Here is a 15,628-nt window from a genome sequence, read left to right as displayed (position 1 = left end):
CGATATACACCGACCGCTACGGGCGCATCAAGGTGAAGTTCCACTGGGACCGGGAGTCGAAGGGAGACGAGACGAGCTCGTGCTGGGTGCGGGTGTCGAGCGCGTGGGCGGGCCAGGGCTACGGCGGTGTGCAGATACCGCGGGTGAACGACGAGGTGGTGGTGGACTTCATCAACGGTGACCCGGACCGTCCGATAGTGACGGGCCGGGTGTACAACGCGGCGAGCATGCCGCCGTGGGCGCTGCCGGGGGCGGCGACGCAGATGGGGTTCATGAGCCGTTCAAAGGACGGAACGCCGGACAACGCCAACGTGCTGCGCTTCGAGGACCGGGCGGGCGAGGAGCAGGTGTGGATCCAGGCCGAGCGAAATATGGACGTGAACGTCAAGAACGATGCCAGCATGGTGGTTGAAAAGAATAATACCCGGTTTGTTGGTGAAAATGAGAAACAGCGCATTGTTCAGGATCAGGTAACAGGCGTTAAAGGTCACAGCGTTTCCTTAACGGGTAAAACGCGCACGGTTAATGCCGTCGAGCTTTTTACCATAGGTTCGGGAGAGGCGATTCGCCTGGAGTGTGGTAAAAGCGTTATTGAACTGACTTCAGACGGTAACGTAAATATTAAGGGCGTTAATTTTAATTTCACCGTGGAAAAAGGCGGCCAGATTAATACTACGGGCGGTGAATTACATCTTAATCCTGCAGGGGGCGCAGCCGCAACGATTGCACCAGAGAATGGTCATCAGGAAAAAATCAAAGCAGATCTGGACAGTTTGTTTGTTATTAATGCCAGCCAGGAAAAATAGTATGACGATTTGCACGTTGCAGGAAGCCACTCTGGAAATCCCTGATATTTATAAAGACAGAACAATCAATCTTTTTGTTCTGAGTGAAAACAGTGCCAGCGATTTCAGCTTCGTGGTATCACGCGGAACAGCAAAATTTAATGATAAAGTTCAGTCTGTCGCTGCCCGCCTGATAAAAGAACTGGAGGTTACCGTTCAGAAGTTCAGTCTGGTTTCTTCTTCCATGACTGTGATTGATGGCATGCCTGCCGCTGAAATATTCTGTCATTTTGAAAGCAATAATGCGCGGGTGTGGCAGAAGCAGACCATCGTTCTGCTGGATGACAGGCCAGCAGGGAAAAAGATGGTCAGTTATATTGGCTCTTGCCCTGACAGTTTTAATGAATATTATCAAAAGCAATATGCTGAGATTCTGAAAAGCATTAAATTCCATCGTTACGGCAACAGCAACTTTATTAGTGAAGTTGTTCCGGCCAATGCGCAGGGTGTTTTTTTCGTTATTGATACCGACCTTCGCCAGCTTAGCGTTTTTGAAGGCCTTCATGCACTTTATCAGCATGTCAATTTACAACGTGCATTAAACGGGCAGTATCTGTTTTATTCTTCTGCCGGGCACCCGCTTCATATTGCGGCGGTAGCGGGCAGCGATCCGGTTCGTTATGGGCTCTGGACGTCCTCGCCAGAAGATTTCCAGCCTCTCTCATCCCTGTTACCCGTTTGCCGTTCTGTCAGCGGGCCAGAGGCCCTGAATAGCGTTGATAAAATAAACAAATTTATTTCAGATAAATAAGAAGAGGATTCTGTGTCTGAATTTAATGCTGCGCGGGAACAGGATGAAATAGCCCATACAGCGTCTGAAGGATGGCTGATTGCCGGTGCGATTGGCGGTGCGTTAGTGGCTGCCGCAGCGATTGCGGTAACCGGTGGTGCGGCTCTGGTTGCCGTGTCGGCCGTTGCAGCCGGTGCCTGTACCGGAGGAGGCCTGGGCGAACTGCTGGGAAGCATGTCCTGGGCACCCCGCCATGTCACCGGTCAGCTGGCTTCCGGCTCATCTGATGTTTACATTAACAACCGCCCTGCTATCCGTGCCCATCTGTCTACAGGCGCATGCGATGAGCATAGCGGCAGTCCGCAGCGGGTTGCCGAAGGGTCAATAAAAGTCTTTATCAACAGTTATCCCGCAGCCCGTATCGGCGATCGCTTAACCTGCAGCGCTGAGATCTTTTCCGGATCGCCTGACGTATTTATCGGCGGCGGTATGATCCAGACGGATGAAATCAGTCCGGAAATACCGGACTGGATCAACTGGGCGATGTTGGGCATTGGCGGCGCTGCGCTGGCGGTGCTGGCTTCGCCTGCCATAGCAGTGCTGGGCACCCTTGGCGGCATGGGGGGCGGCTATGCCGGCAGTTATCTTGGCGGAGAACTGTTTGGCGAAGGCAGCGACGGCCAAAAATGGATGATGCTGGCAGGCAGCCTGGTCGGTGGAGCAGCGGGCGGCAAAGGCGGGATGAAGTTCGATACGTGGCATCAAAATCGCTTGATCAAAACCAATGGCGTTCCTGTATCGGAAGAAACTTTCAAAAATATACAAATGTTGCCGAAAGGCACTAAACCTTTGCCAGAAACCTATCTCCCCAAAAGCTATATAAATAAACATGCTAAGGAATTTGAGAGTGGCGCATCACGCCTGGTTGCAAGAAAAGATTATGATAAATATGGTTTGGGTAAACCAGATGAATGGTCCTCTGAATTTGTTAGTTCAAAAAGGAGCATGGATAGTATTATTAATGATTCGGGTGGAATTTCTGAATTAATGTCGAACAGACTTGGAATACCAGCGGAGCAATTTGAAAATGGGAATCTGTTACGTGTTGAGTTTTATCCGACTGAAAACTACCAGCCTAAGATTCCCTCTGGTAATGAGTTTGGAGCAAGAGATACTGAGCCTTTATGGCTCCCTGGGGGTAAGTTACCTAATGGGGATTGGGAGGCTGTTATTTCAACGAAAGATATGGTAAAAGGCGTAGACTACGAAGTTTTTGATTTTAAAACAGGGGGTGTGTATGAATAGCGGGACACTTATTTTTGTAAGGAAAGGGGATTTTTGCATTATAAAATCAGAGGATGTTTATTATATGAATGTCCTGTTTCCTAATTTTTATCGTAACTCGCATTTTGATGTTAGTAAAGATTTTTTATTAGATATTCGTGAGTTTATTGAGAGGCGCGACTTTGATAAACTTTCATTAATTGCCGAAGATATACGTAAGAATTATGAAAATTATAAAGATAAGGAGGTTGAAGAGGTTGAAATTGTTAAAAAAGAACTTATATAATAACGTAATTATTGCATGTTTATTTTATCCATCTTTTTAGAGTGCGCCAAATAAAAGAATGAAATATAAATGGATAATTAATTCCTATGATAAATTTAGAGACTGTTGTTCATGTTGAAAGAATGATTGATGGTCAGATTTATATTGTCACTGGTATATCTACAGGAGAGATATTATGAGTGATTTAAAACAAATCATGGTTAACTCTTGGGATTTTACTTTATATGTGTGTGGTAATGGTGATTATATTATAAAGGTAATATTTAGTGAAGGTCAGTACAAAGTTGATGTTGCCAGGTTCTTTTTATTGAAAAATAATTAAGTTGACTCATTCATAGATATGGATGAAGTGAGGAAAGTTTCTGAAAAAATAAGGGAGGATTACAGCGACTATAAAGATAAAGAGTTAACCAAGGATCAGTTTGATAATTTAAATTGATATGCAAAAAGGCAGGAATTATCGAATTATATGTAAATGACGCAATAATTAATCGCTATGCAAACAGGTATCATCATTACCTGCCGGAAAGTACACGCGTGATTATGAGGAAAGGTGATGATCGATTTACGAGAATCAGAATTTAAAATTTCTATTTATATTCAAAAATATCAGCACCTTATGCCTGTAGCATCCCGCGGGTTACAGCAACGTTTGGAGTATACTCTCATCGCCCGTGAGTCAGCAGGGGAAGATAAACCTATAAAACCTGAATGGCTCCAAACCAAGTTACAAAGAGTTGACGATACTGTCGCTCTTGATAAAGCCAGGGGCGCTTTGGTTGGGCTTGCTGTTGGCGATGCTGTTGGAACAACTCTGGAATTTCTTCCCAGAGATAAAGAAAAAGTTGAAAATATGGTTGGCGGCGGGCCTTTTCATCTAAAACCTGGCGAATGGACTGACGACACATCAATGGCTTTATGTCTGGCTGAAACTTATCTGGAAGCCGGAACAATGGACGTTGATTTGTTTAGAAAAAAGTTAGTGCGCTGGTATCATTATGGTGAAAATAGTTCTAATGGACGGTGTTTCGATATAGGAAATACTACACGTTTCGCACTTGATGAATATTTAAAAAATGGGGAAGGATGGTTTGGTAACACATCTGAAGAAACCGCTGGAAATGCAGGTGTTATTCGTCATGCTCCGGTTGCTATTTTCAGAAGAAAATCTTTCCTGCAAATGTGGAATGATTCAAAAAGCCAGAGTCTGGCAACGCACGGTGCCGTTGAATCAATCAGTAGCTGTCAATTTTTAGGCGCAGTTCTGCATTATCTTTTGAACGGGTACAATAAAGAAGATGCCTTCTCACCTCACGTACTATCATCAGCATTGCGTGTAATGATCATCAACGCAGGCGAGTACAAGCAGAAAACACGCGATCAAATCCGTTCGAGCGGCTACGTTATCGACACGCTTGAAGCGGCGATGTGGGCGGTATGGAACACGGATAACTTCCGCAACGCGATTCTTCTGGCCGCTAACCTGGGCGATGACGCCGACAGCGTGGCCGCCACGGCAGGTCAGATTGCCGGCGCGCTGTATGGTTACTCAGGCATACCGCAGGAATGGCGCGACAGGCTGGTTCAGGAAAAAAGAATTGCTTCCATGGCGGAAGCACTGTTCAGGCAGGCACCTGAAGAAACGGCATAAAATCATGCCTTTTTTTTATCACCTTATGGCCTGTTCCCCTAATCTGCAGTGAATCTGGTCAATATCGCGATGCTAAATGTGCCCTTATTGCCTGATACAAAGGCACGTTGGCTTCTGCTTTTTAACTTAAGCTGAAGCCTCCGCCGTCTCGGCCAGTCGCGTCAGCAGCGTGGGCATAAACTCGCGTACCTGACGTCCCTGATCGATAAAATTATTGACCAGTTGGGTAAAGCGCGGCGCGTCCAGATGTTCCAGCGGCTGCTGGCTACAGAGCCGCAACGCAACTTCTGGATCCAGCGCCAGCCAGCAGCCGCGCATCGCATCCATCTCAAAATTCATTGCCAGCAGCGCGCGCCATAGCGCCGGGTCGTCAGTCATTTGCTGCGGCGGCATAATTTCACAGTGCAGCAGCAGATTCTCGCCCGGCGGTGCCTCAATAGTGACCAGTTCCTGCTGTTGCGCATCCAGCAAAACGCAAACGCCGTTATCCAGCGTCAGTTCGGTATTCAATGTGCGGCCATACTGTTCCAGCAGGCGCTGCAAATAGTGACTATCCATTATCCACTCCGTTAACTTTTAAGAACCCGACCGTTCTGCTGTGCGGCCTGCAACGGCTGCGCAAGCTGTTCAGTGCTGCGTTTAGCCAGCTCGCCTTCCAGCGTATAAGCAAGCGGGCTTTGCTGATCGCGACCGTAGCTGAAGCTGATTTTGCCAAGGTTGCGGCTTTTGGCGATAGAAACGTTGCTGCCGCCGCCCAGTAAAAACTGCGGCGTAGTGACGCCGTCGCTTTTGCTCTTGCTTTCGGTAAAGGCGATTGATTTGATGCGCATATTGCTGCGCGTTTTCAGACGCGTTTCCAGCTCGTCGCGGCTGATGCGTCCGGCCAGCCAGTCTGTATTAAGCTGCTCCTTGATGTCATCTTTCGGCTCCAGCGTCACTACCGCCTGGGTATCAGGAGAAAGCTGCATCTGTTTAATCAGCCCGCTTAAATGCGCATCCTGCTGCATCATGCCGTGGATGCGGTTGGCGTTGCTCAACTCATGATTCGACTCCGTCTCATGGTTCAGCATCTCGCCAAGCCAGTGCAGCAGCCCGTTGCTCTCTATTTTGGCGAGGTTGTTATAAGTGGACTGGGTCTCCGCCCCGCCCGGCAGCGGAACCTGTAGATTCAGCGCTTCCCGCTGCTGGCGCAGTTTTACCAGTTCGCGGATGGCGGCGTACTGAGCGTTACTGATGACCTTGCCCTGCGCTTCATGCTGACCAAAATGAGCCAGCAGCGCATCGAGTTTTTCATTCGGGGTTTTCGCCGTTTTACCACTGTTCGCGGCGGGATCCTTAAGCGATTCCATTAACTGCGCGGTGGCGCGATCGGTAAAGGCTTTGCTCAGACTTTCCGTTACCTTGTCAAGGTGCGTCCCGGCAAGGCGATGCGGCTGGGTCAGCTCCAGGCTTAATGCCTGTTTGGTACGATTATCAAAGCTGAAGCGCACGCCAGCGCCGGTGGTCGCCATAATCGGTTGCCGCCCCTGGGAGGTTTGGTTCACTACTCCGCTCGGCGACATAAAACGCGCTTCCGCCGCGCCCTGGTTAAAGAAACGTACACGGTTATCGCTGCTGGTATGTTTATTGGTGCTGGCGTTACCGTTATTGTTGCGATCGCGCGAGGCAGCCGCAATGTTAAGGTTAGCCGCTAAGCCGCCGCCAAAGCGTGCCGCGGTAACGTGCGCCTTCTCGTTTTTATTGGTTACCGGCAGCCCAACGCTGGCCTGCGCAACGGCGCTGGTATCCAGGCTGGCAGTCCAGGTAGAGCCGTTTTTCACTTTATGCTCGTTGCCTCTGTCCAGCAGCTCCAGCGGATCGAGCTGGTCGCTGGCCAGGCGGTTCAGGAAATCGCTCAGCTCGTTGTCGGCCAGGCTAAAGGTAACGCTGTTTTGCGCCTGACGCTGCAAATTCAGCGAGGCCGCCGCGCCCAGTCTCACGACCGGCAGGGCGGAATGCTCGCCGTTTTTGCCAAATTTCACATCATCGGGATTGACGTGACCAGTAAGCATATTACGGCCGATGGCGGTAAAGGGCGTAATGCCGCCTGCGCCGTTGCGGCCGACGGTAACCGTTAGCCCGTCTTCGCCGCGGGTAAAGGCAAGGTTGTAGCCGCGATCGGCATTGGCGCGCCCGCCGACAACGTTCAGAACCTGACCGCCCGGCAGCACGGCGCTGGAGGCGAAGGCGCCATAGTTGTTGTTAAAGGTCAGGCTTTCGCCGTTGTTTAACGACTTCAGCTCATTCGCCAGGTTCTCTACCAGCTGTGGCTGGCTGCCAGCGTTAAACACGGTGCGCGAGGTTAAATTCAGGCCGTGATGCTCTTTGGCAAACGCATTGGTCATCTTCTTGATGGCGTCATAGTTCGCTTCCACCTGATGCGTATTGGCGAAGCCCTGATCGGTCAGCTTCTTCACCGGATTGCCCCCCCAGCTTTGATCGCGCAGCTCGTGGATGCGCTTCTGAAGATCCGCGCGCGCGGTGCCCGGGTCGTCTCCCAGATGCAGGCTGCGCTGATAGATACTCAACGCGTTGTGCAGCCGCTGCTGGGTCATGGCATCCAGAAACAGACGTGACTTCACCAGCCCCAGCTCGTCATGGCTGTCACGCGCCGGCTTATCGGTATTGTGCTTTAAATGATCGAGCGTCAGGTTGTTGGCGCGCATGCCGTTAATCACCTGCAGGGCAGGGGCCGTATGGGCGGAGGGATTGTTATTGATCAGCTGATGCAGCGTGCGAACCATTTTAGGATCGCGGTTGCTCGCCGAATTAAAGTGGCCGTGATGGGTGTTTTTTAACTTTTTCGGATTGGTATTCAGCTGGTTTTTATCATCCAGCACGCCGTAGTGCTGCCCAACCATCCGGCTTTGCAGCATCAGGCTGTGGCCCAGCTCTTCGGCAAAGTCATTGATCTCCTGATGCAGCCTGGGATCGCTGTTTTTAATATTCAACCGGCTCAGGCGTTGCTCCAGCGACGGATTACGCTGCGTAATTGAGCTATGCTGAGCGGTGATCTCCATGGCGATATGATTTTGCGCCGCATAAAGCGGGCTCAGCCCTTCACGTCCCTGCAGGCGGTGTTTGAATTCATTCCCCAGGTTTTTCAACGGACGCGGCCAGCCGCCGCCGGAGGTGCGCAGCACAAACGCCTCCATGCGTTTTTTAAACGGGCTGTTTACCTTAGCGGTGTCGTAGCCGCTGTGGCCGAAGATATCGATCTCACGTTTATAGGTAACGTTGGTGCCGGGAATGCGTCCTGATTTTCCCGCGCTGTCCAGCCGGTCAAAGGTTGCGGCTGAGGTGTTGTTTTCATATGCGTTCAGCGCCTGCCGGGGCTCAATCCTCTCCCAGTTACCCGCCTCCAGCCGCGCGGATTTTCCCTCGCTGTCCGCGACCATCAGGCGACCCTGCCCGTCGGTATGCAGGCTGGCAAGCGTGCCGAGGCCCGGGGGCAGGTGGGTAACCGGCTGCCATCCGTCGCCATTGTTGCCCTGCCAGGCTTTGTCATCCAGCATAAACAGCGCGCCGCCGCTGGTCAGGCCAAAGAGTTTGTTATGTTCATTCACCGCCATATCTTTAAGCTGCGCCTGCTTTGCTGATTCGCCCGTTAATCCCTCAGTGGAGGGCAAGCCTGCTTTAGTGATGGTATGCGGTGGCTGCCGATCGCGGCGCAAACCAGAGGAGATCTGATGCAGGCGTATCTCGCCGCTCTCATCCAGCGCCAGCAGTCGACCATTACCCAGCGAGGAGATGGTCTGCGTTTTACTCTCTTTGCCGAGGCCGTGCAGCGCGAGATCCGCTTTAACGCTGTTTTTCACCTGGGTGAGCTGAAACAGATTGTTGTGGTGTGAGGTTTTGTTGCCCGCCTGGTTGACCTTCAGCGGTTTGACTTCGCCGCCCTCAACTTTTAACGGCAGTCCGTCATTGCCACGAATAAGGCGATCGGCTTTTTCGGAGGTCGCTTCCCAGCGTTGCGAAACCGTATCGTAAAAATGGACTTTGCCATTCATCAGCGCCAGTTTGCCGAGACGCCCGGCATCAACAACGGCATGCGGCAACGGCTCTTTGCGGCGCAGCCCTTTTTGGTAGTCCATTACCATGCTTTCGCTAAGGTTCCAGCCTGGCGTGATGCCCTGATCATCCAGCTCACAGCTGTGTTCATTATCCAGCCGGTCTTTTACCACCGCATGTAATTGCCCCTGACCGTTGCTGTGCAACGCAGTGATCTGCGCACCTTCGCCGAACGCAGCGAGAATCGCCTGGTTGCGGCTATCGTCGGCAAAGTTAATTTCACGGGCCCCTTTGTCGGGACGGGCTGCGCTAAAGAGCCTGCCGTTGGGATCCACGGCGAGGATTTGGTTGTTATGCAGCGCGATGCTGTTGAGCTGGAAGTCGCCCGGCTGACCGTTAACGCTCTGCTTCATCTTTAGCGTCGGGCTTTGCCAGTCAGGCGCGTTGATGCCGTTCATCAGCTGCAGCTGTTGCTCATGCGTCTCTTTATCTTTCAGCACTACCGCCAGTTCGCCTTGTGCACCGGCGCTAAAAGCGGCGATCTTATCGCTAAACATCAGGCTTTTTTGCTGCTGGCTCAGGTTGTGCAGACGTTTGTCGCCCTGAATGGCATACAGCTGATTGTTGCCCTGGCGGCTGAGCTTATCGAAGGTTTTCTCATGATCTTTGTGGGTTGGTTCCCAGCGTTGATGGCCTGTATCAAAGCGGTACAGACGGTTTTCATGCAGCCGCAGATGCTCGCTCTGTGTGCCCTCTTCGCGCTGGTGGCTATAGATGCCGGTAAGCATGGAGTGTACCGCCGCGTCAGGCAGCGGGCGCTGTTGCTGTGTGTTGTTATGGTGCAGGGCGACACGCTGATTAGCGCTATCCAGCCGTGGCTGTTGCTCTGGCCTGACAGGCTTGCTGTGCGCTACGGCGGTAAAGGCCAGCGGCGAATCCTGTACGTTAAGCAGGCGTCCGCTATGATCGAGCAGAACATGATGATGTTCGCCGCTGCTCTGATGCCAGCGATAGCGCTGATCGGCTTTTCCCAGCGTCTGCTCCAGCAGCGGCTGCAGGGAGGTTGAGGCGTTAATGTTAAGGCGGCCTGCGTTAACCGTCAGGCGGGTTAATTGCGCGCCCGGCGCGGCTGGCGGAGAGGGCGGGTCTGCTGCTTCATCAGGCGGTTCAAGTTCAACGGCGTTTTGCTCCAGACGCTTGCTCTGCGCCTGCTTCGTCGCCAGGCTGGTTGTTTCGGCAGCGCTTAGCGCGCTGGCATGGCGCTCCGACACCCTGTCGATAAGCTGCAACATATTGCTGCTCCAGTCGGCCAGCGAGGCGGACGTAATGCTGTTTTGTGGCGGTCTGTCAGCCGACGGCGGCGTAGCCGCAAGCGAATGGCGGCGGGCGGGCGCAGCGGGCCTGGGAGGCTCCGCTGACGTACCGTCAACCGAGTGACGTCGTGCAGGCGGCTTGTTCACCGGCCAGCTGTCTGTTGGCCGCGCCTCTTTTTCGCCAGTGGAGTGACGCCGCTGCAACGCCGGGCCGTTTTCCCCATTCTCACCAGCGCGGCGCGCTTCCGGCTGCGAATGCCGACGACGCAGAGAGCTGGCACCCGCTTGCTGCTGTGCGGAAACGGGCGCATGGGCGCGGCCCTGTAGCAGGTTGCCGCTGCTGCGCTGGGTGGCGCGTGCCGCGCCCTGCGTCACAGCAGATTGCGCACGCGCGCCGACAGGACTGGCGGTGCGTACAACGGCTGCGGCACCGGCGATAACGGGAGGCAAAGCCATGCGTTTTTCCTCTTAATGTTTTCAGGGGTGAACCTGCACCTGGGTGTAATCGTAAGGGCCGTTGCGCAGTTCCGGCTGCCACCAGATGGTCAGGTGCTGCAGATCAGATTGCGGGCGACAGCGCATATCCTGACAGCCGGGCGGCGCTTTCGGCGCGCAGGCGCTAAGCAGCAGGCCGAGCAGGCCGGTAAAAAGCAGTTTGCGCAGAGTCATGATCATCATTCTCACTTTAGATCCTCAGGGTGTCAGACGGCTGCCGGTGGCAGTGGCGGAGAGCAACGAAACGCGCCCTGGCCGGGCAACGGCACCTGGTTCAAACGCCACGTAAACTTCAGCGGATTCGCCGGGACGCAGCTGTGAGCGCGGCCAGACCGCCACCGCCAGCGTGCGATCGCTGCGGCAGGTTGCTTCGTCAAAGCGCTGGGTGACGTTGCTGTTATTGGTGATCACGCCAACGGTGATCTGCACCGAACTGCTGCGATACCATTGGTGTCGGCGGTAATCATTGAACAGGCCGCCAGGCAGGCTGCACAGCGCGCTCAGCGTCTGGCCGCTGCCGCCGGTAGAAAAGCCGGTGGGCAGGCGGTTTTCAGCCAGATCGCGCAGCGCCGTTTCCACCAGGCTCTTCATATCGGTATATTTATGGCGGCGGTTAACGTCGCCCATGGCATCATTCAGCTGGCTGCGGTTTTCATCGGCGATATAGCGGGAAGGATCCACCTGATCGCCCACCAGATGTGGCGTGATAATAAACAGTCGTTCGCGCTGTGACGTTTCATGTTGGGTAGAGGTAAACAGCTTGCCGATCAACGGAATGCTGCCGAGGATCGGAATGCGGCGCTCGCGATCGCCGCTCTGTTTGGTATGGAAACCGCCCATCACCAGCGAACGCCGCTCCTGAACCAGCGCCTGAGTGCTGATCACGCCGTTGCTGGTGCCTTCTGCTTCGCCATTATCATCTTTATCCAGCCTGCCATCCTCTATATCCACAATCAGCTGTACCGATGATTTGGCGCTGCCGATGGCACGCGGCGTCACGCGCAGGCTGGTGCCGGCGGTGACCGCCTGAATATCCGCCACCCGTTCGCCAATGGCACGGATAAAGGCGGTATCGCTGAAATCGATCACTGCCGGCTGGTTTTCCAGCGTCATGATAGAAGGATTGGCGATAATCGAGGCGGTGCCTTCGCCTTCCAGCGCCTGAATATCGGCAAAGAAGCGACGGAAGTCGGTGACAAACAGCGTGCTGGGGCCGGAAAGCAGCGCCGAGCCGCCGCTGACGTTGCCGAACTGACCGGCCCAGCTGGTGGAAAGGCGCGCCAGTTCGTTGCGGTCGATATCCACAATCAGCGCATCGATCTCGATCAGCTTTTGCGGCACGTCGATGGTGGCGATCAGCGACTGATAGGCGCTGCGGTATTTCGGATCGTCACGCACCAGCAGAGCGTTGTTGCGCACGTCGGCGGAAACGCGTCCGGCCATGACGCTTGCCGGGCCGCCGCCGGAATCATGATCCTGATGCGTGTTGCGTCCTACCAGCTGGTTAAGGATGCTCTGAGACTCCATGCGCATCTGCTCCATGCCGTCATCGCCGCCCTGACCGCCGCTCATGCCTTTGGCGCTGTCACCGCTGCTTTGACCCAGCAGCTCGTTAAGCATGGTCGCTACGCCGGGCACCAGAAGCGTCTGGTCGCGATAACGGATATTACGATCGGCAACTGAGGCATATTTCAGCGGAAACGCCATCATCTCTTTGGGTTCTTTATCTTCTTTCGGCGTATCTGACTTTTTCGCGAAGTCGGCGATCAGATTGACATACTCTGGCGGACCGGTGACCAGCACCACCCCTTCGTCGGGCAGTTCACCCCAGCCAAAGCGCGGCTCCAGCAGGCCGACGCCTTTCAGCGCCTGTTTGATATCGGGCGCGGCATCGGGCGAAATTTCCAGACGACGCGAGGTTTGTGCCGTCAGCGGACTGACGTAGAGCGTGTTGTTATAAACAAACCACTGAAAGCGATATTCCAGCGCCAGCCGGTTAAGAAACGCTTCCGGGCTGACGGCGCGCAGGCGGCCAGTGACGTTGCTGTCGGGTAAAGTGCCGAGATTAATATCCACGCCGAAGCTGTTGGTAAAATCTTCGAGGATAATGCTGAGCGGCGTGTTATCGGCCGAATAGGCGTAAGCGCCATTTTTCCAGGCTTCCGGGGTGCTGGCGTGCAGGGTGCCAGCGCACAGCAATAGCAGGGCGGCTGTCCAGCGCAGCAGCCTTTTCACAGCGGGCAGGGTGATCACACCTTACTCCTTTCTTCTGACAATCATCCAAACGGGAAAGCCTGTTAACGGCAGCCGTAGCTGCCGTCAGTTAACGCGCATCAGTTGATGGCATCAATAATCGCTTTGCGGATGCCGAACTTAAACTGGGTATATTGCGAGCTGGCCCAGCTGGCGTTAGACATATCCAGCAGCTGGTTCTGAAAGGCGTACATATCGCTAAGACTGAACGGCTGGCCAGAGAGCTCTTTGGCGAACTGATAGGTCTCGTTATGTGTACGGCTGGACTGGGTGGATAAGCGGCGTTGCAGCAAATCTCCGGAAGGCATGATTTGACTCCTCTGGTTTAAGGTTCTCCCTTGAGTGGTGCCTTTTGCCGTTGGGTTCCGTGCGGCTTGAAAAATTATCCGCCGCTCAGCGACTGGCAAAGCGCCTGCCAGCTGATCTGCAATTCCCCCTGTGCGGTCACCAGCCGCAGCGCGTCGATCTCCAGCCCTTCATCGGGCGTCAGCTGCCAGCGCAGCGCGGGGCGCGCGCTCAGCCAGGCGGCCAGCGGAGCCTGTCGGCAAGGGGCACAGTACAGCGTCGCCTGCGTCTCTGGCGGCAAACGATTCATCAGTTGAGTCAGCAGCGCCTGCAGCCGTTGCTCCGACGGCACTTCCGCCAGGCAGTGCGCCAGCGCCTGTGCCAGCAGCTGGCTGGCTAACGACACCACCTGCTGCTGCTGCGTTTCACGCTGCTCGTGCCAGTCGTCGAACAGCATTTGTGCCTGCTGCCAGAAATGCGCCTGCTGCTTTTCAAGTAACGCGTCGGACTCTGCCTGCGCCTGTTGCTGGATCTGCTGCGCCTGCTGATGGGCTTCGTCCAGCAGCCTTTGCGCTTCCTGCTCTGCCGCAACGCGTATTTGCTGCGCCTGCTGCTGTAGCGCCAGCGCTTCACGGTTAAGCAACGCCTGCTGCGGCTCCGGCGGCGTGAAACAGCTGAGCCGCCTAAGCTGCCACATGGTTATGCTCCCCGGACTGGCAGCGCCACAGCGCAGCTTCCCAGATCGGCTGTAGCCGTCGGGCAGGCAGGTCGGGCGGCGTGGCCGGACAGGCAAGCGCCGCCTCGCGAGGAAACGCCATGCGCAGGCGCGTCCAGCAGTCTGGATAAAGCGCCTGTAATAGCGCCAGTGCCATGGGGCGCGAAAGCAAGGCTTCCGGCAGCCAGCTTTCCGGGCGGATTCCCCGCGACAGCCGTCGACACCAGATTTTTTCTTCGCCGGTTAGTGCGGTCTCTGCGCCGCAAATCGCCTCAACTAACGCCAGCAGCCGGATTTTTTGTGGTTCGGAGAGCGCCAGCAGGCTAAGCAGCAGCAACTGCGGCGGCGCAACAGGCGAGGGCTGCACGCCCCACTGACCACCGATCGTCCCGGCACGCATGCGTGCCAGCGCCTGACGGCGGGCTTCCGGCAGCGCAAACCAGCTATCCTGACGCCAGCTTTCATGTGCCGTCTGCCAGTAGCCGCTGTGCCACCATGCCAGCCATTGCTGATTCATGACGATTTCCCTGGCGTGGCGACCGCCGTGCGTGCGCCTTTTTTACCGGAACGCAGCGCCATCACGCCCACAAGCAGCAGCAGCAGGATCCCCGCCACGCTCAGCACGCCTTTTACCAGCGAAAACTGGCCGGGAGAGAGGGTAAATGGCCCCATTTTCACGGTCTCAACCCGATCCTCATACACTTTGGCCGGCACAAAAACGATTGCCAGATCGCGATCGTCGCGTCCGACCAGACCGGGAATGCTGGTGGCGACCAACCGACGGATGCGCGGTTCGATGCTGTCGGGATCGAGCGTTTCATGATATTTGATAAACACCGAGGCGGAGGCGGGCTGCACCGGCTCGCCGGGCGCAATGCGTTCCGGCAGAACCACATGGACGCGCGCCACCACCACCCCGTCGATCTGCGCCAGCGTGGATTCCACTTCCTGCGACAGCGCATAGATATAGCGCGCCCGCTCCTCCATTGGGCTGGAGATCACGCCGCTTTTCTGGAATACCTCGCCAAGATTCGTGCGTGCCTTGCGCGGCAGCCCGGCAGCTTCAAGGATATTGACCGAGCGCTCAATATTTTCCGGCGCCACCAGCACCGAGACGCCTGCCTTATCCACGCGTTTGCTGGCGGGAATATGGTAGCGGTTCAGTTCGGCAATAATATCGTTGGCATCGTTTTCAGCCAGATTGCTGTTCAGCACGGTATCGTCGCCGCAGCCGCTCAGCAGCAGCACAAGCGAGCCGACCAGCAGAGCTTTTACCAGAAAAGGTCGCATAGGGTTTACTGTAGGTTGGTTAATTTATCCAGGCTCTGCACGCCTTTGGAGATAATTTTGGCGTTCATCAGGCTCTGCACGTAATAGTCCGACAGCGCGGCGTTGGCGGCGCTAAAGTCCAGCGAGCTGGTAGAGCGCGAAGCCACTTCCAGATCGCGAAATGCGCTCTGCTGCGCCTGTTGGTTGCGGCTGATAGCACCGGTCAGGCTGCTGATAATATCGGGCGCGCCGCCCGCCGGCGTGGAGGATTCAGGCGCATTCAGCGCCGCGCTGAACCACTGCGCATCCGACTTATTCACCTCCGAGGAGGCATCGTCCGCTTCTAACGTCACGGAGGTGGTCAGCGAAGGGGAGGTATTATTGACTTTCATCGGTTCGGCTCTTCGGCTAAAGGAAAGAGAGGGAGGAGCGTGGCGTTCTCCTCCCCGCCC

Annotated in this window: 15 protein-coding genes; 6 read left to right on the top strand and 9 right to left on the bottom strand. The window is 55.0% G+C overall.

Features of this window, described 5'->3' with window-relative positions; genetic code table 11:
• The 6 genes from tssI to tri1 form a co-directional block, all read left to right on the top strand.
• The coding region (gene tssI, locus ACQE3Z_RS20400) for a type VI secretion system tip protein TssI/VgrG (RefSeq protein ID WP_426975194.1) at positions 1–806 on the top strand (806 nt) is incomplete at its 5' end.
• A complete protein-coding gene (locus ACQE3Z_RS20395) occupies positions 787–1,596 on the top strand; it encodes a DcrB-related protein (protein WP_426975198.1) in 810 nt (269 codons plus the stop codon). The genes tssI and ACQE3Z_RS20395, both read left to right, overlap by 20 nt.
• 12 nt (positions 1,597–1,608) lie before the next feature.
• Positions 1,609–2,880 carry a PAAR domain-containing protein gene (locus ACQE3Z_RS20390; protein WP_426975193.1) on the top strand — a complete coding sequence of 424 codons (1,272 nt, stop codon included), beginning with the start codon at positions 1,609–1,611 and terminating at the stop codon, positions 2,878–2,880.
• A complete protein-coding gene (locus tag ACQE3Z_RS20385) occupies positions 2,873–3,145 on the top strand; it encodes a hypothetical protein (RefSeq protein ID WP_426975192.1) in 273 nt (90 codons plus the stop codon). Before ACQE3Z_RS20390 ends, ACQE3Z_RS20385 begins: the two co-directional genes overlap by 8 nt.
• A 175-nt stretch (positions 3,146–3,320) precedes the next feature.
• Entirely contained in the window at positions 3,321–3,467 is a 147-nt protein-coding gene (locus ACQE3Z_RS20380) for a hypothetical protein (RefSeq protein WP_426975191.1), read from the top strand.
• A gap of 234 nt (positions 3,468–3,701) precedes the next feature.
• Complete coding sequence (gene tri1, locus ACQE3Z_RS20375; protein WP_426975190.1) at positions 3,702–4,796, top strand: ADP-ribosylarginine hydrolase Tri1; 1,095 nt, start codon at positions 3,702–3,704, stop codon at positions 4,794–4,796.
• Positions 4,797–4,922: 126 nt separating this feature from the next.
• On the opposite strand, the gene ACQE3Z_RS20370 is transcribed toward tri1, so the two are convergent.
• From ACQE3Z_RS20370 to ACQE3Z_RS20330, 9 genes are all read right to left on the bottom strand, one after another.
• Entirely contained in the window at positions 4,923–5,354 is a 432-nt protein-coding gene (locus tag ACQE3Z_RS20370) for a type III secretion system chaperone (RefSeq protein ID WP_426975189.1), read from the bottom strand.
• A gap of 11 nt (positions 5,355–5,365) precedes the next feature.
• Positions 5,366–10,615, bottom strand: coding sequence for an AvrE-family type 3 secretion system effector (locus tag ACQE3Z_RS20365; protein WP_426975188.1), 5,250 nt, complete (start codon positions 10,613–10,615; stop codon positions 5,366–5,368).
• Between the two features lie 21 nt (positions 10,616–10,636).
• The gene (gene hrpT, locus ACQE3Z_RS20360; RefSeq protein WP_426975187.1) at positions 10,637–10,837 is read right to left on the bottom strand and encodes an HrpT family type III secretion system protein; all 201 of its coding nucleotides are present in this window, start codon (positions 10,835–10,837) and stop codon (positions 10,637–10,639) included.
• Positions 10,838–10,852: 15 nt separating this feature from the next.
• On the bottom strand, positions 10,853–12,907 hold the full coding sequence (gene sctC / locus ACQE3Z_RS20355) for a type III secretion system outer membrane ring subunit SctC (protein ID WP_420851607.1): 2,055 nt from the start codon (positions 12,905–12,907) through the stop codon (positions 10,853–10,855).
• 80 nt (positions 12,908–12,987) lie between these two features.
• Entirely contained in the window at positions 12,988–13,215 is a 228-nt protein-coding gene (locus ACQE3Z_RS20350; protein WP_250651696.1) for a type III secretion protein HrpF, read from the bottom strand.
• Between the two features lie 74 nt (positions 13,216–13,289).
• Positions 13,290–13,889, bottom strand: a complete 600-nt coding sequence (gene sctL, locus ACQE3Z_RS20345) for a type III secretion system stator protein SctL (RefSeq protein ID WP_426975186.1) — start codon at positions 13,887–13,889, stop codon at positions 13,290–13,292.
• Positions 13,876–14,424: a serine kinase gene (locus tag ACQE3Z_RS20340; RefSeq protein ID WP_426975185.1), complete on the bottom strand. Its 549-nt coding sequence runs from the start codon at positions 14,422–14,424 to the stop codon at positions 13,876–13,878. The genes sctL and ACQE3Z_RS20340 overlap by 14 nt, the downstream gene beginning before the upstream one ends.
• On the bottom strand, positions 14,421–15,197 hold the full coding sequence (sctJ, locus tag ACQE3Z_RS20335) for a type III secretion system inner membrane ring lipoprotein SctJ (protein WP_426975184.1): 777 nt from the start codon (positions 15,195–15,197) through the stop codon (positions 14,421–14,423). The genes ACQE3Z_RS20340 and sctJ overlap by 4 nt, the downstream gene beginning before the upstream one ends.
• A gap of 5 nt (positions 15,198–15,202) precedes the next feature.
• Complete coding sequence (locus ACQE3Z_RS20330) at positions 15,203–15,568, bottom strand: EscI/YscI/HrpB family type III secretion system inner rod protein (RefSeq protein ID WP_426975183.1); 366 nt, start codon at positions 15,566–15,568, stop codon at positions 15,203–15,205.
• Positions 15,569–15,628: the final 60 nt, after the last annotated feature.

It is taken from the genome of Pantoea sp. FN0307 (assembly GCF_050113815.1).
Lineage (GTDB): Bacteria > Pseudomonadota > Gammaproteobacteria > Enterobacterales > Enterobacteriaceae > Mixta > Mixta alhagi.
Note: the sequence above shows the minus strand (reverse complement) of the source record. Positions and strands in the feature narration are given on the sequence as shown.

What these genes read in the sequence shown, in the direction of transcription:
- ACQE3Z_RS20365 (WP_426975188.1), bottom strand. Translation starts at nt 10,615, where the DNA reads ATGGCTTTGCCTCCCGTTATCGCCGGTGCCGCAGCCGTTGTACGCACC.
- ACQE3Z_RS20330 (WP_426975183.1), bottom strand. Translation starts at nt 15,568, where the DNA reads ATGAAAGTCAATAATACCTCCCCTTCGCTGACCACCTCCGTGACGTTA.
- hrpT (WP_426975187.1), bottom strand. Translation starts at nt 10,837, where the DNA reads ATGATGATCATGACTCTGCGCAAACTGCTTTTTACCGGCCTGCTCGGC.
- tri1 (WP_426975190.1), top strand. Translation starts at nt 3,702, where the DNA reads ATGATCGATTTACGAGAATCAGAATTTAAAATTTCTATTTATATTCAA.
- ACQE3Z_RS20350 (WP_250651696.1), bottom strand. Translation starts at nt 13,215, where the DNA reads ATGCCTTCCGGAGATTTGCTGCAACGCCGCTTATCCACCCAGTCCAGC.
- ACQE3Z_RS20370 (WP_426975189.1), bottom strand. Translation starts at nt 5,354, where the DNA reads ATGGATAGTCACTATTTGCAGCGCCTGCTGGAACAGTATGGCCGCACA.
- sctL (WP_426975186.1), bottom strand. Translation starts at nt 13,889, where the DNA reads ATGTGGCAGCTTAGGCGGCTCAGCTGTTTCACGCCGCCGGAGCCGCAG.
- ACQE3Z_RS20395 (WP_426975198.1), top strand. Translation starts at nt 787, where the DNA reads ATGCCAGCCAGGAAAAATAGTATGACGATTTGCACGTTGCAGGAAGCC.
- ACQE3Z_RS20380 (WP_426975191.1), top strand. Translation starts at nt 3,321, where the DNA reads ATGAGTGATTTAAAACAAATCATGGTTAACTCTTGGGATTTTACTTTA.
- ACQE3Z_RS20340 (WP_426975185.1), bottom strand. Translation starts at nt 14,424, where the DNA reads ATGAATCAGCAATGGCTGGCATGGTGGCACAGCGGCTACTGGCAGACG.
- ACQE3Z_RS20385 (WP_426975192.1), top strand. Translation starts at nt 2,873, where the DNA reads ATGAATAGCGGGACACTTATTTTTGTAAGGAAAGGGGATTTTTGCATT.
- sctJ (WP_426975184.1), bottom strand. Translation starts at nt 15,197, where the DNA reads ATGCGACCTTTTCTGGTAAAAGCTCTGCTGGTCGGCTCGCTTGTGCTG.